Annotated in this window: 11 protein-coding genes; 8 read left to right on the top strand and 3 right to left on the bottom strand. The window is 66.9% G+C overall.

What is annotated here, in order from left to right; genetic code table 11:
* Positions 1-1,091, bottom strand: a 1,091-nt coding sequence (locus tag AB4118_RS33700; protein WP_441493845.1) for an acyltransferase family protein, incomplete at its 3' end; no start/stop codon positions are given.
* A gap of 85 nt (positions 1,092-1,176) precedes the next feature.
* Between AB4118_RS33700 and AB4118_RS33695 the strand changes: the two genes are divergently transcribed.
* The 3 genes from AB4118_RS33695 to AB4118_RS33685 all read left to right on the top strand — a co-directional run bounded on the left by AB4118_RS33695 (position 1,177) and on the right by AB4118_RS33685 (position 2,468).
* Positions 1,177-1,824 carry a lysozyme gene (locus AB4118_RS33695; protein ID WP_441493844.1) on the top strand — a complete coding sequence of 216 codons (648 nt, stop codon included), beginning with the start codon at positions 1,177-1,179 and terminating at the stop codon, positions 1,822-1,824.
* Positions 1,821-2,072: a hypothetical protein gene (locus tag AB4118_RS33690; RefSeq protein ID WP_441493843.1), complete on the top strand. Its 252-nt coding sequence runs from the start codon at positions 1,821-1,823 to the stop codon at positions 2,070-2,072. Before AB4118_RS33695 ends, AB4118_RS33690 begins: the two co-directional genes overlap by 4 nt.
* A 114-nt stretch (positions 2,073-2,186) precedes the next feature.
* The gene (locus AB4118_RS33685) at positions 2,187-2,468 is read left to right on the top strand and encodes a hypothetical protein (RefSeq protein WP_441493842.1); all 282 of its coding nucleotides are present in this window, start codon (positions 2,187-2,189) and stop codon (positions 2,466-2,468) included.
* A gap of 217 nt (positions 2,469-2,685) precedes the next feature.
* On the opposite strand, the gene AB4118_RS33680 is transcribed toward AB4118_RS33685, so the two are convergent.
* Both AB4118_RS33680 and AB4118_RS33675 read right to left on the bottom strand, forming a co-directional pair.
* Positions 2,686-3,486, bottom strand: a complete 801-nt coding sequence (locus AB4118_RS33680) for a class I SAM-dependent methyltransferase (RefSeq protein WP_441493841.1) — start codon at positions 3,484-3,486, stop codon at positions 2,686-2,688.
* Positions 3,487-3,699: 213 nt separating this feature from the next.
* Positions 3,700-6,771 carry an autotransporter family protein gene (locus AB4118_RS33675; protein WP_441493840.1) on the bottom strand — a complete coding sequence of 1,024 codons (3,072 nt, stop codon included), beginning with the start codon at positions 6,769-6,771 and terminating at the stop codon, positions 3,700-3,702.
* A gap of 28 nt (positions 6,772-6,799) precedes the next feature.
* Between AB4118_RS33675 and AB4118_RS33670 the strand changes: the two genes are divergently transcribed.
* The 5 genes from AB4118_RS33670 to AB4118_RS33650 form a co-directional block, all read left to right on the top strand.
* Positions 6,800-6,979, top strand: coding sequence for a hypothetical protein (locus AB4118_RS33670; RefSeq protein ID WP_441493839.1), 180 nt, complete (start codon positions 6,800-6,802; stop codon positions 6,977-6,979).
* Positions 6,976-7,416, top strand: coding sequence for a hypothetical protein (locus AB4118_RS33665; protein ID WP_441493838.1), 441 nt, complete (start codon positions 6,976-6,978; stop codon positions 7,414-7,416). Before AB4118_RS33670 ends, AB4118_RS33665 begins: the two co-directional genes overlap by 4 nt.
* 862 nt (positions 7,417-8,278) lie before the next feature.
* The gene (locus AB4118_RS33660; protein ID WP_441493837.1) at positions 8,279-9,463 is read left to right on the top strand and encodes a MalY/PatB family protein; all 1,185 of its coding nucleotides are present in this window, start codon (positions 8,279-8,281) and stop codon (positions 9,461-9,463) included.
* A gap of 285 nt (positions 9,464-9,748) precedes the next feature.
* Positions 9,749-10,141: a hypothetical protein gene (locus tag AB4118_RS33655; protein ID WP_441493836.1), complete on the top strand. Its 393-nt coding sequence runs from the start codon at positions 9,749-9,751 to the stop codon at positions 10,139-10,141.
* 607 nt (positions 10,142-10,748) lie between these two features.
* A partial coding sequence (locus AB4118_RS33650; RefSeq protein WP_441493835.1) for a coiled-coil domain-containing protein occupies positions 10,749-13,441 on the top strand: 2,693 nt, incomplete at its 3' end.

Here is a 13,441-nt window from a genome sequence, read left to right as displayed (position 1 = left end):
GTTCGCGAGGATCTAGCCGCGGTGGGCAGGAGGCTCATCGAGCGTTTCCATTGCCCGAAACAGAGCCACGACGTGACCGGGTTCGTTCGCAAGACGGCGGATGCGGCAAGGCTCAGCGCGATTGGCGCGATGACAGGCGGGAAGACGCCGAGCGCATACAAGTGGATTGCGTAGATATCGAGGGAGCGCGCGCCGATGTACGAGAGCGCCTGGGCAACCCACCGAGGAGCCCTATTGGCGACGACCCTAGCGAAATCGACGAAGGCGAACGTTCCCGCAAAGCCAACCAGATATTGATACGCGGTGATCAAATTGTCCGGGTACGTGACGGCCGGCAGAACCTCAACCAGGGGCGATAGATTCGACCGATGCCAGAAGGGCACGGCGAGAGCGAACGCGAGGTAGGGAGCCCATCGGATTGCCGCCGGCAACCCCTTAGGGCGCCATATGTGGGACAAAACACCCGCCAGGAAATAAATCAGATAGATCTTGGTCAGGTGAAGGCCTGACTCGTTCGGGGTGGCCAGGAAGAGCTTGCGGGTTGGGTAGGCCACAAGCAGAAGCAGGGCTACAACGTAAACGGGCCGGATAGCCTCCAGATTGATCGGCCGATAGCGCCGAAGCGCTGCGAAACTGGCGCTGATCAGTGCCAAAACGATCTGACACTGGAACAAGACCCATAGGAACCACAGGCCGTTGTCCGGGTTCGAGACGACCAACAGCATCCACTGCGAGAGGACAGCAGTCGATGATTGCAGCAGGTAGAAAGAGACCAGTGCCCAAGTGAAGAAGGGCAGCAGTAGACGCACCGAGCTCTTCCCTAGACCGACGATGAAGCTACCCGGGGGCACATCTGCGAAGATTTTCTTCTTGAACCCAATCGACGCGACCATGCCGGACACGAAGATGAACATCGGCATGTGGAACGAGTAGACGACCTTGAACGGCATGTAGTCGTCAAACCGAGGGCCGACGCCCTGGAATGTGTGCCCCAAGACAACGGTGATGATCGCCAGCCCCTTGAGGCAATCTAGGAACACGTCGCGGCCACGAGCGTCAGGCATCGGACCGATGTCGCCGAGGCTGTTCATCCGCCGAAATGCCCAGCAGGCCAGCCTGAAGTCAACCACCCCAGGGTCGCCCTAACCGGCGGCCCATTTTCTTTGGAGCACTGAGATGACGCGTCGCATCAGCGATGAAGGCCTTGCGCTGATCAAGCGTTGGGAAGGATGCCGGCTCACCGCTTATCGGGATGTCGCTGGGTTGCTGACGATCGGCTACGGCTCGACGGGCGCGCATGTCCGGCCGGGGCTGAAGATCACCCAGGTTGACGCAGATCGGCTGCTGCTGCGCGATCTCTCCCGGTTCGAGCGCGCGGTCGCGACCTTGGTCAAGGTGCCGCTCAATGACGGCCAGTTCGCAGCGCTCGTCTCCTTCGCCTTCAATGTCGGGGAGGGCGCTCTGGTCAAATCCACGCTCCTCAAGAAGCTCAACGCCGGCAACTATGCCGCCGTGCCCGCCGAGCTGATGAAGTGGGTGAATGCCGGGGGGCGGAAGGTCGAGGGCCTCGTCAACCGCCGCGCGGCTGAGGGCGGCCTTTGGGCGCGCGGCTCGCATGTCTCCAGCAACACCGTGCCGGCGGCGCCCGCGAAGCCTCCGGTCGTGACCATCGACAACGCGGTCAAGGTTGCAACGCCCCTGACGGCGCTCCTGCAGGCGTTCACGAGCGGGCCGGCGCAGATTGTTCTTGCGGTCGCGTTCGCCCTTGGTGGGGCCTTCCTGCTCTGGCGTTGGCATCGTTCGCAGCAGGAAGCGGCGGCATGACCTTTCTCGCAGCACTCTGGGGTCGGTTCGCCGGCTCCATCGCCGCGCTTGGCGCTCTGCTCGCAATCCTGATCGGAGCCTACGCGAAGGGCCGCAGCGAGGGGAAAGCAACCCTTCAGGCCAGGCAGGAGCGCGCTCGCCGCGAATCCATCACCGACAAAAGGAAGCGTGACGATGAGATCGACAGCCTTGGTCCTGCTGCTCTTGAGCAGCGCCTTCAGCGCTGGCTGCGCCGGGATGGAGGGTGATTTCTGCGACAGCGCACGGCCTTTCCGGCCTTCCGCCCACGCGGCTGCCGCGATGAGCCCCCGCGCCAAGGCGGAGATCGTGAAGCATAACGAGCATGGCGAAAGGCAATGCGGATGGACACCGTGAAACCCCGTCTCGATCTCGGCCTCGGCAACATCCTCTCGATCGGGATGACGGTCGTCTCGCTGGTCGCGGTCATCGTCACCGTCAGCCTGTCCTATGGCCAGTTGCGGGCCAAGGACGATGTCCATGACATGCGGATCGCCATCGTCGAGGCGCAGCTCGCCAAGCGCGAGAGCGCGGAGCAGGCGGCGAATAACCGCCTCTCGACCATCGAGGGCGATATCCGCGTCATCCGCCAGATCCTCGAAGGGGTGCGCCCGCCACCGCGATAGGCGGAGCGCAGCCCTGTCTCAGCCTCCCTCCACTTTGCCCGCCGGTCCCGTCATGGGGCCGGCGGGCGCATTTTGCGTTTGGCGCCTGACGGCGCATCGGCCGGCAAGGGCAGGGGCGCTGGCCGAGAGTATCGGCCCGAACCGCGGATTGCGGTTTTGGGAGGAAGCCGATGCAAACACAGGAGGTCAGGCCATCGGACTGGATAGGATATCCGGTCTAGCGCTGCGCCTTCCGGGCAAGGAACAGCCCGATCCGCTTCTCGGCCTCGAGCACGCCGTTCCCGCGCGCGAAGGCGGCCTCGATCGCTTCGCGAAACTGGGCGAGCTCTGCCTCGCTGGCCCTGTCTCCCGGCGGATAGGAGGTCAGCGCCAGGAAGACGTCTTCCGGCTCGGTCACCCGCAGCTGCGCCGGATGCTGGGCAAAGCTCACAGTGCCGAACTGCGCCCGCATCAGAGCGCCGGCCGCCTCGTAGCCGAAGGCCACGCCTGATGGGTCGACAGGGGCGCTGCCGAAGACCGTGGTGAGTTCGTAGAGCGCCCGCAGATTGTCGATGTCGTTGGTCGTGACCGCGAGACAGCCGCCCGGTTTCAGCACACGTTCCATCTCGGCGATCGCCGCGGCGGGATCGGGCAGGTGGTAGAGCATATGCATCGCGATGACCGCATCGAACGTTGCGTCCGCAAAGGGCAGCGCGGTCGCGTCGGCTGCCTCGCCCCGGACCGCTCCGAGCGCCAGGGCCTGGCAGCGCCCGAGCGCTTCCTCGACCATGCCGGGCGACAGGTCGACGAGCGTCACGTCGATCGGGCGCGGCAACTCGTCCGCCGCGCCCGCCCAGAACCAGCCGGGGCCGCAGCCGATATCGAGCACATGGTCGCCGGGGCGCAGCGGCAACTGGCTCGCCACCCATGGAAACCAGCCCGTCTCGGCGATCGAGTACTGGCTGTGAAGCCTGGCCCGTGCCGCAAGCTTGCGGCTGTCGCCATATTGCCCGGCATTGTCGGTGACGATGGCTGTCATGCGGCGGTCCCGATCCTCGCGTGATCTGCGTATCCGGCGCGAGCATAGGCAGCGCCGGCAACGGCCGCTACGGGGCGAAGACCCTCCGGTTTCGTGCGCAGCAGGATTGGATCTGCCTCCCGCCGCTCTGGTCTCAGGGCGTGATCGCCACCTTCAGCACGCCGTCGCGCTGGTGGCCGAAGAGATCGCAGGCGGTTTCGATCTCGTCGAGTTCTACCAGCTCACCTTGATCCCGAGCCGGCCATCATAGGCATGGGAGCGGCCGTCAAACCCGATCGAGTAGCCAGCGGTGGCGTAGAGCGCGGTATTGCGGGTGATCTGCGCATCGATGCCGGCCTTGAGCTCGGCCCAGGCGCCGCCGAGATCGGAGCGGAAGGGGATGAAGCCGGTGGCGGAGGAGAACGAGGTTTTGGGATTGCCCAGGAACTCGTTCCAGAGGCTGGCTTTCAACCAGGCCGTCATCAGGCGCGGCCTCGCGCCGGGCGTCGCCTCTTCCAGCGTCCAGCTTTTGGCAAGGCGCGCGCCGATGCGCCCGGCCAGCGACTCGGCATCGGAGAAGCGCACCAGCGCTGCCCCGCCGGAAGCCGAACCATTCGTCAGGCTCTGGTAGACCAGCTGCGCCTGCGGCTCCAGGATGAAGCCCGAGCCGAGCTGCAAGGGATAGCCGCCCTCGAGCGAGGCGGCGAAGCCGAACGTGTCCCGGTTGAGCACGAACCCGCGCCTGGAATCAGCCTTGGCATCGTACCAGGTGCCCTGGACGACGCCGTCGAGATACCAGCCGGACGGCCCGAAATGCGTCCAGTAGGCGCCGAGCGAATAGGCGTCGCTGGTGTTCCGCCCGGCCTTGATGCCGTTGAAATGGCTGACGTCGCCCTCGATCCGGCCGACCGCGCCATAGATCCCGGCATGGTCTCTGCTGCCGTCGGCGCTCAGGCGTCGGTAGAGGTCGAGCCCGGCCTGGAAGGCGTAGAGGTCGTAGTCGTAATTCGGGCCGTTGCGGAAAATGCCGCCTGGCCCGCCATCATGGTTGCCATGCTGGCCGATGATCCTGGCCCAGCCGGCCGAGGCATAGGAGCGGCCGGGCGCAGCGGCGCTGGCGGGGAGTTGCACGACGGTCGTGCAGCGAAAATTCTTCTCCGGGTTCTTGCACCAGATCGTGCGCTCCTCCGTGACCGCCGGCGCGTCCAGCGGCCGCAGCTCGCCGACACGCTCGTGCAGGCTGTCGAGCAGGGTCCGGCCATAGATCAGCTGCATCGCGGGCAGGGCGGCATAGAGCGAGGTCTCCTGCCGGAAATTCGGCACCGGATCGCCGGGCGTCGTGTTGATATGCGAGCGCAGGTACCAGTTGTCCGGTCCCGAGGCATCGACGCTGCTGCGGAAGAGGAGGTATTCATAGGGGCCGGCAACCACTGCGCGCCCCAGGGTGAAGGCGCCGCCAGCCGTCGTGCCGCCATTGATCGCATCGACCACGAGGATGCCGTTGGCGACGGTCAGATCGCCGAGTCCGGTCGTGTTGGCGATCAGCAGCGGCGACGAGCCCGTGGCGCGCCCGCCATCGATGATCAGCCGATCGGAGGGGGCGCTGTCATTGCCGAGGAAGGTGTTCAGGCCGAGCTGTCCGCCTTCGCCGAGATAGTTCACCACGGTCAGCGTCTTGTAGCTCGCGAGCAGCGTCGGATCGCCCGATGGCGGCGTGTACTGGATCAAGCTTGGATCATTGACCAGGTTCGTGATGTTCGAGTTGCCGGTCATGATCCAGGTGCTGTCGATCAGCGTGAGGTTGGAGACGCTGCCCGGCGCCGTGAAGGCCGAGCCGATCACGGTCGAGTTGGTCAGGACGATATTGGCGAGGCCCGGTACGACCGGCAGGGCCGGCGGCGCTCCAAGCGGCGGAAGCGCCGTAGGCGGCGGGACATCGGGGTCGGGATCGGGCAGGTCCGGCACGCCCGTCAGCGGAGGAAGCTGGGTCAGCGGCGGAAACTCGGTGCTGACGCCGACGCGCAGCCACTGCCCGCTGCCGCTCGCAATCGAGCGCGTCAGCGAAACATTGCCGTTGCCCGCCACGCCGATCGTCGGGCCGCTGACATTGCTGAGCGTACTGTCGGTGAACCGCGCGTTCGAGACGGCCGTCGGGTCGCCGATGACGAAGAGCGCGGCCGAGAGTGAGCCGGTCGCCGCGACCGTCGCCTGATTGCCGACGATCAGGCCGCCGGCCTCGGCGACGGAGCCATGCGCGGTCACGCCCGTCGCCAGCACCGAGGTCTGGTTCATCGTCACCGAGGTCGGATTGTCGCGCGAGAGCGCGCCATGCGAGCCTTCGCCGACCGTGAGCACGGTCGTGCGGTTGGCGATCACCGCCGCTTCGCCGCGCCCGATGATCGGCCGCGTGCCGTAATCGCCGAGCACGGCGCGCAGGCCAACCGCGTTGTTGCCTCTGGTGGTGATCGCCGCATCGTTCACGGTGGCGGTTGCCTTCGGCGCGGAGATATCGTTGCGCGACTGCGCGGTGACGCCATGGGCCAGGTTGCCGGAGGTCTCCAGGACAAGGTTGCTTGCGGTCAGGTTTGCGACGAATTCCGCCCCGGTCTGCTCGGTGACCGAGAACAGGCCGATGCCGCTGACGCCGCTGGTCGTAATCCGGTTGTTGGAGATCGTCACGGTGCCGCCGTCATCGGCGACGACGCCCATGGCAATGAAGCCCGATGTCGTCACGCTGGTCCCGGTCGCGGTCAGCACGCCGCCCGGGTTGCGTCCGACAAGGCCATGCGGGCGTGCGCCTGCCCTGACCTCGCCGCCGGTCGTCTCGACGCTGCCGCCATTCAGGGTGATCGAGCCGTTGAGATCGGCGATCACACCCATGGCATTGTCGTTGCCCGAGGTCCGGACGGCGACATTGGTTGCCGTCACCGTGCCGCCCCCGGCCGCCGTGATGCCGGGGCTGTCGCGTCCGTTCGTCGAGGAGGAGCCGCCGGTCATGGTCGCGGTCGCGCCATTGATCACCCGCAGCCCGTAGCTGATCACGGCGGCGCCGCCCGTGCCCTGGATCTGCGTGTTGGTCAGCGTGATGGCAGAGCCGGCATCCTGGACCAGCACGGCGTTCGGGCCGGCGGAACTCAGCGAACTGTTGCTGAAACTGCCGGTGCCGCCGGTGAAGAGGAAAATCGCGTTGGCGCGGGTTCCTGCCGCCGTGACGGTCGTGCCGGAGACGGTGGCCTGCGATCCCGCGCCCTCGACCGAGATGCCGGTGCCGCGCTGGCCTGTCGTGGTGATCGTGCTGTTCACCACCTGGGCCGAGCCTCCGGAGAGTACGCGTATGGCTGACGCGGGATCAGTGTCTGCGCTGGAGGTGCCGCTCGTGGTGAGCGTGCTGCCGGCGAGCGAAATCGAGCCGCCGATCTCGGCCCGGGCGGCGCTCGCAAATGCGCCGGTCGTGGACAGCGTAATACCGGTCCCGATGATCGTGCTCCCCGCGCCGGTGGAGAGCAGGGCATGACTGCCGATGTTTCCGGCAACGATCTGAGCGCCGGTGGTGGTGACCTGGGTCGTGTCGGCCAGGACATGCCGCCGCCCTGCGCGAGCACGCCGAACGAGCCCCGGGAGGCCGTGCTGACGGTGCCGCCAACGAGGTCGATCCGGCTGCCGGTGCCTGTGGCAACCACCGCGTGGTTGGAACTGCCGTTGCCTCCGCCAAGCGTTGCAAAATTGGCGGCGAGCGCAAAGACAGTTCCGCCGCCGCTGGCAAGGATCGCGAGATTGTCGGTGACCGCGACCGCCCCGGTGCCGAGCGTTATGTTCGCGCCGTTCGCAGAGATATGGCTTCCCGCGCCGGATGAGACGAGCCCGCGCTGGCCGGTGGCGGCCTGTACGGTCGCCAGGGTGCTGCCATCGAAGTTGATCACGCCGCCATCGACGGCTTCGGCGCCGATATAGTTTCTCGGGGCCGCACCCGGTCCGAGATTGATCGTCACGCTGTTTGCACTGATCTGCCCACCGGGATTTGTCGCCCGCAGTCCTGGCGTCGCGGCCGAAATCACCGTGATCGTCGAGCCCAATGGCACGACACAACTCGTGCCGTTCACCGCGACCGGCCCAGGCGGGCAGGCTTGTGCCTGGGCCGCGCCAGCCCCGAGCAAGGGCAGCCCGCAGCTACCGAGGAGCAGGCGCACGCCCCAGGGCCAGGATTGGGAAAGCCTCGCTTTGCGTGCCGCCATCGCCCCCTCCCGTCACCGCGGCCGTTCGACGGCCGCCTCATGGCGCCCGGTTTCGTGCGCGGCAGGACTCAGATCAGTGGTCGAATCGGTTCGGGCCTGGAGAAGGCCGTGAAGGCCCGCAGCCATGCCGCAATGCCGCTTTGCGTCCCGAGACGCGGTATCAGCTGCCGCCTCGCGGCAGGAGGCCATCGCAGTCGTCGTCGCCATCCACACCCTCCGCCAGGGACCGTGAATACAGACGTCAGGCGCTGCTTGGCGCCACCGCGTCATAATTCGCCCGATTCGATGTTCCTGTCGAGGTTCTGTGGCTAAGTTTCTGAATTCGATGACGATCGTGTCTAAAAAATTACAAGCAAAGCGCTCAAAATTTACCCGATGACTTCACGCAAATCTGCCGATACTGGCTGAAGCGCTCCACTTCCAAGATGTCGAAGCCGGCCGCTTCCGGGATCTTTGCCGCAGCACGCACGCGCGCCGCGCTGGCATGGATTGCGTGCGTTCTGCTGGCGCGCGAGCCTCCGACGCGGCATTGCTTCTCCCAAGACGGCCTCTCCGAAACGGCCCTTCACCTGAGGACCCTGATGACCATCGCTCAGACATTCGACCAGTGGATCGACCGCCGCGGCACGCATTGCGCGAAATGGGACACGATGGAGACCCATTACGGGGTTTCGCCCTCCGGTGGGCTGGCGATGTGGGTGGCCGACATGGATTTCCGGCCGCCGGCCTGCGTGCAGGCTGCGGTCGAGGACATGGCGGCGCACGGCATCTACGGCTATTTCGGCGATGAGCGGGCGAGCAACGACGCCATCCGCTGGTGGATGAAGAACCGTCATGGCTGGGAAGTCGATGAGAAGGCGATCTTCACCACGCATGGGCTGGTGAACGGCACGGCGCTCTGCGTCGATGCCTATACCAAGCCGGGCGAGGGCGTCATCGTGATGACCCCGGTCTACCACGCGTTTGCCCGCATCATTAAGGCGGCGGGCCGGCAGGTCGTGGAATGCAAGCTCGTGAACGAGGGCGGTCGCTGCCTCCTCGATATCGCCGGCTGGGATGCGCAGATGACCGGCAACGAGCGCATGCTGCTGCTCTGCTCGCCGCATAATCCCGGCGGGCGGGTCTGGACCCGCGACGAACTCCGCGAGATCGCGCAGTTCTGCGTGCGTCACGACCTGATCCTGGTCTCCGACGAGATCCACCATGATCTCGTCATGCCCGGCCACAAGCACATCGCCATGCCCGTGGCGGCGCCGGAGATCATCGACCGCCTGGTGATGATGACGGCGACGACCAAGACCTTCAACATCGCCGGCTGCCATTCCGGCAATGTCATCATCCCCGATGAGGCGCTGCGGGCTCCGTTCCGGGCGCGGATGAACGCGCTCGGCATCTCGCCGAACTCGTTTGGCATGGCGATGGCGACCGCCGCCTACAGCCCCGAGGGCGCGGCCTGGGTCGACGAACTCGTCGCTTATCTCGACGGCAATCGCCGGCTCTTCGACGAAGGCGTCGACAGCATTCCCGGCCTGCGCTCGATGCCGCTGGAGGCGACCTATCTCGCCTGGGTCGATTTCTCCGGCACCGGCATGGAGTCGAAGGAGTTCATCGCAAGGGTCGAGAAACAGGCGAAGATCGCAGCCAGCCATGGCGCGACGTTCGGCTCCGGCGGCGACAATTTCCTGCGCTTCAACCTGGCGACGCAGCGCGCCAATGTCGCCGAGGCCGTGTCGCGCCTGAAGGATGCCTTCGCCGACATGCAGTAGTCGCGGCCAAGGCATCGGCCCGAAAAGTGGATCTCGGTTTTCGGGGCAAAGCCGATGCGAAGACACAGGAATAGGTCATCGGACCGGTTACGAGATCCGGTCCGATGAATGACGTCGCGATGCCCGGGCCGGTCATCGCGACGCAGCCGTGCTGGTCGTCCTGCGGGCCGGGGCGGTGGGGTTGCGCTAGCCGCGCTTTGAATGCCGCAACGTCCGGTCCATGGTCCGCCTCGCGCTGGGGAATGTCCGGGCGCACATTCCCATTCCGGGGCGGAGGAATAATCGATGAAGCAATGTTCTTTGGCGGGGCTGGTGGTGTCCATCGGCCTGGCGCTGGCCGGGTGCCAGTCGACCACTGACGCCGTTCAGAACAAGGAAGACATGCTGTCGGCGGCGGGCTTCGTTCCCCAGCCCGCCAATACGCCGGAACGCCAGGCGACCTTGCGCAAGTTCCCGCCCAACAAGTTCGTCCAGCAGGTCAAGAACAACCAGATGGTCTATGTCTATGCCGACCCGATCGTCTGCCAATGCGTCTATTTCGGCGACCAGACGGCCTATGCCCAGTTCCGGCAGATGGTGTTCGCCAAGAAGCTGGCCGACGAACGCCAAATGACGGCGGCGATGGCGCAGGATGCGTTCGATTTCGGGCCCTGGGGCGGCCCGGGCTTCATGTTCTGAGCCAAGCATCGGCCCGAAAACTGGATTGCGGTTTTCGGGCAAGCCGATGCAAACACAGATGCTTAGCTCATCGTCCCGAAAACTGGATTACGGTTTTCGGGCAAGCCGATGCAAACACAGATGCTTAGCTCATCGTCCCGAAAACTGGATTACGGTTTTCGGGACGGTCCGATGAGCTGAGGGCGAGGGCGCCGATCTCCGTGCCACCCAGTCGCTGACCGAAATCGTGGCGCGGGCTCGCCCCGCGCTGCAATAAGGCGCTGCTGCCCCTGCGGGAAAGGGCAGGCTCCGGGATGCTGGCCCCTCCGTCCGATCCCGCCCCGCGGCCCGCGCCATGCTGGGACGTGCTGCAGCGACCGCTCCGGCGGGGGCGCATCGCGACGGCCGCGCTCGGTTATGCGGCCCTGATGATGCGCAAGCGCGGAAGAGTTTTTTACGCGCAATACGTGCGGATACTGTCGGATTTCCCCCAGTGCCGGGACGTTGTGGCCTAGCTCCACAATAATGTGTAACCTTTGCGCAACCTGCCGGGGTGGATTGGCGTTCCCTTGCAGGTGAAGTGGAGACGTAATGGTCCGCTAAGACCGCCTGAACAGGCGTCTATTAAATGCGCAACGAGATCGAAACCGCACCGAAGGACGGGACATTCGTCATCCTCGAGGATGATTCGAGTGGCATCTATGACGTTGCTCACTGGATGGCGGCGACAGGCCAGTGGATCGGCAAGAACGATGAGCCGATCACGATCACGCCGACGCATTGGCACCCATTGGCTCATGACAATTACTTCCTTCTCGAGGGCGAAGGACCGGATGATCGCGCCACGGAGCGCCGCTCGAGGCGACGCCTCTATCTGCCGATCGCCGCCGCCGCGCTCGTCGCTGCGGCGCTGCTGTTTTTCTATTGGATCGGCGGCCTGGTTCAGCGCGACGATGGCGGCAAGGCCGGGCCGCAGGTCGCGATGCGCGCCCCGTCGCCGGACCGGAACGCGAAGAGCCCGCCTCCAGCGCCGCGAACGGGCGAATCCAGCCGGGCCAACGCGCCTGCGGACATCCGGCAGCTGACCACGGCGCCGGCGCCCGACGCGCAGAAATCCCCGAATTCCGGGCAGCCCGAAACCCGGGTGGAAGATCCGGTCGAGGCCGGGCGCGCCCTCGAACAGCTGGACGTGCTGCAATTGCGGGCGCAGGCCGCGAAATCCGCGGAAGCGCTCCGACGGGAGCGCGAACAGGCTGCAAATCTGACGCAACAGGTCGCTGCTGCGCGGCAGGAGCTCACTGACAGCATTGCGCAATATCGCCAGGCCCTCGAAGGCGAACGGGCCCGCAGCGCCGCACTGGCTGGCGAACTGGCGAAGGCGCAGCGCGACGCCGGGATGCAGGCGGAGCAAATGCGCAAGGCCGGGGAAGACGCCGCGCAACTGAAGCAGGCGGAGGTCGCAAGGGCCGCGGCCTCGCTTGGACAGGAGCGCGAGCAGGCGGCTGCGCTGGCGCGCGAGGTTGCCGCAGCGCGGGAGGCACTGAGCGCGGACACCGAGCAGCAGCGCCAGGCGCTCGAGGCGGAACATGCCCGCAGCAGCGCCTTGGCCAACGAACTGGCGTCGGCGCAGCGCGATCTGGAGATGCAGGCGGCACAACTGCGCAAGGCGGGCGAAGAGGCCGAGCAGCTGAAGCTGGAGCGCGAACGGGCGGCCGCGCTCGCAGGTGAAGTTGCCTCGGTGCGGCAGGAGTTCGCTGCCGGCACGGCGCAGCAGCGCCAGGCGCTCGACGAGGAGCGCGCCCGCAGCGCGGCGCTCGGGGGCGAATTGGCGAAGGCGCAGCGCGAGAGGCAGCTGCAGATCGCAGAGCTGAGCAAGGCGAGCGACGAGGCGGCGAGGCTCAGGCAGGCAGAGGTCGCCGGGACCGCAGACGCCGCCAAGGCTGCGGACGCGTTGAAGCAGGAGCGTGAGCAGGCCGCCGCTCTCGTACAGCAGGTGGCGGCGGCGCGGCAGGAGCTTTCTGCCGGCACGGCGCAGCAGCGCCAGGCGCTCGACGAGGAACGCGCCCGCAGCGCCGCGCTCGCCGGCGATCTGGCGAAGGCGCAGCGCGAAATCGAAACGCAGGCGGCGCAGCTGAGCAAGGCGAATGCGGATGCCGCAGGGCTCAGGCAGGCACAGTCCGAAACCAATGCGGATGCGCAGGGGCAGGAGCGCGGGCAGGCGGCGGCCCTTGCCGCCGAGGTTTCAGCCGCGCGCGAGGCGCTGGCGACGGGCACGGCGCAGCAGCGCCAGGCGCTCGAGGAGGAGCGCTCCCGCAGCGCGGCACTCGCCGGCGAACTGGCGAAGGCGCAACGCGAAGCCGGATTGCAGCTGGCGGAACTGCGCAAGGCGAACGAGGAGGCCGCAGGGCTCAGGCAGGCGGAGGCCGCCAGGACGGCAGACGCCTCCAAGACTGCGGACGCGCTGAGGCAGGAGCACGAAAGGGCGGCAGCGCTCGCGCTTCAGGTCACGGCGGCGCGCGAGACATTGGCCGCGAGCACGGCGCAGCAGCGTCAGGCGCTCAACGATGAGCGCGCCCATAGCGTTGCGCTCGCCGCCGAGCTGGCGAAGGTGCAGCGTGAAGCGGGGACGCAAGCTGCAGCGTTGCGCAAGGCGAGCGAGGATACGACGCAGCTGAAGCAGGGGGAACTGGCGAAGACCGCAGACGCGCTCAGGCAGGAGCAGGAGAAAGCCGCCGGGCTGGCGCGGGAGATTGCAGCAGCGCGCGAGGCCCAGGCCACGAGCGCGGCGCAACAGCGCCAGGGGCTCGAGGAGGAGCGCGCCCGCGGCGCCGCACTCGCGGACGAATTGGCGAAGGCGCGGCGCGACGCCGGAATGCAGGTCTCGGACCTGCGCAAGGCGGGCGAGGAGGCGGGAAAGCTCAGGCAGGCGGCGGAGAGCACCGCGGCGGAACTGCGCCAGGCTCTGCAGGACGAGCGCGGCAAGGCGGCTGCGCTGGCGCGGGAACTCGAGGCGGCGCGGCGCACGGCGGTGGCGCGCGCCACGCCCGAGCCTGCGCCGGCCAACCAGGCCTCCAGCCAGGCCGCGATCCAGGTCACCAGGCCGGCCGCGTTGGCCGAGCCCGTTGCACCGCCAGCGCCGCCGCAGTCACCGCCGGTCGCCAGCGAGGCAGAGGCGACGCGGCTGATTGCGCGCGCCAGCGTCCTGATCGGGCAGGGCGATATCGCCTCGGCGCGGATCGTGCTCGAGCGCGCCGCGGAAACCGGCAGCGCCCGGGCGTTCTTCATGCTCGCGGAAACCTATGACCCCGCCATCCTCTCGAC

The sequence above is a fragment of the Allobosea sp. 2RAB26 genome (genome assembly GCF_052115465.1).
In the GTDB taxonomy this organism is placed as follows: Bacteria; Pseudomonadota; Alphaproteobacteria; order Rhizobiales; family Beijerinckiaceae; genus Allobosea.
Note: the sequence above shows the minus strand (reverse complement) of the source record. Positions and strands in the feature narration are given on the sequence as shown.

Coding starts and splice junctions, on each gene's coding strand:
- AB4118_RS33695 (WP_441493844.1), top strand. CDS start 1,177: ATGACGCGTCGCATCAGCGATGAAGGCCTTGCGCTGATCAAGCGTTGG.
- AB4118_RS33690 (WP_441493843.1), top strand. CDS start 1,821: ATGACCTTTCTCGCAGCACTCTGGGGTCGGTTCGCCGGCTCCATCGCC.
- AB4118_RS33685 (WP_441493842.1), top strand. CDS start 2,187: ATGGACACCGTGAAACCCCGTCTCGATCTCGGCCTCGGCAACATCCTC.
- AB4118_RS33680 (WP_441493841.1), bottom strand. CDS start 3,486: ATGACAGCCATCGTCACCGACAATGCCGGGCAATATGGCGACAGCCGC.
- AB4118_RS33670 (WP_441493839.1), top strand. CDS start 6,800: ATGGCTGACGCGGGATCAGTGTCTGCGCTGGAGGTGCCGCTCGTGGTG.
- AB4118_RS33665 (WP_441493838.1), top strand. CDS start 6,976: ATGACTGCCGATGTTTCCGGCAACGATCTGAGCGCCGGTGGTGGTGAC.
- AB4118_RS33660 (WP_441493837.1), top strand. CDS start 8,279: ATGACCATCGCTCAGACATTCGACCAGTGGATCGACCGCCGCGGCACG.
- AB4118_RS33655 (WP_441493836.1), top strand. CDS start 9,749: ATGAAGCAATGTTCTTTGGCGGGGCTGGTGGTGTCCATCGGCCTGGCG.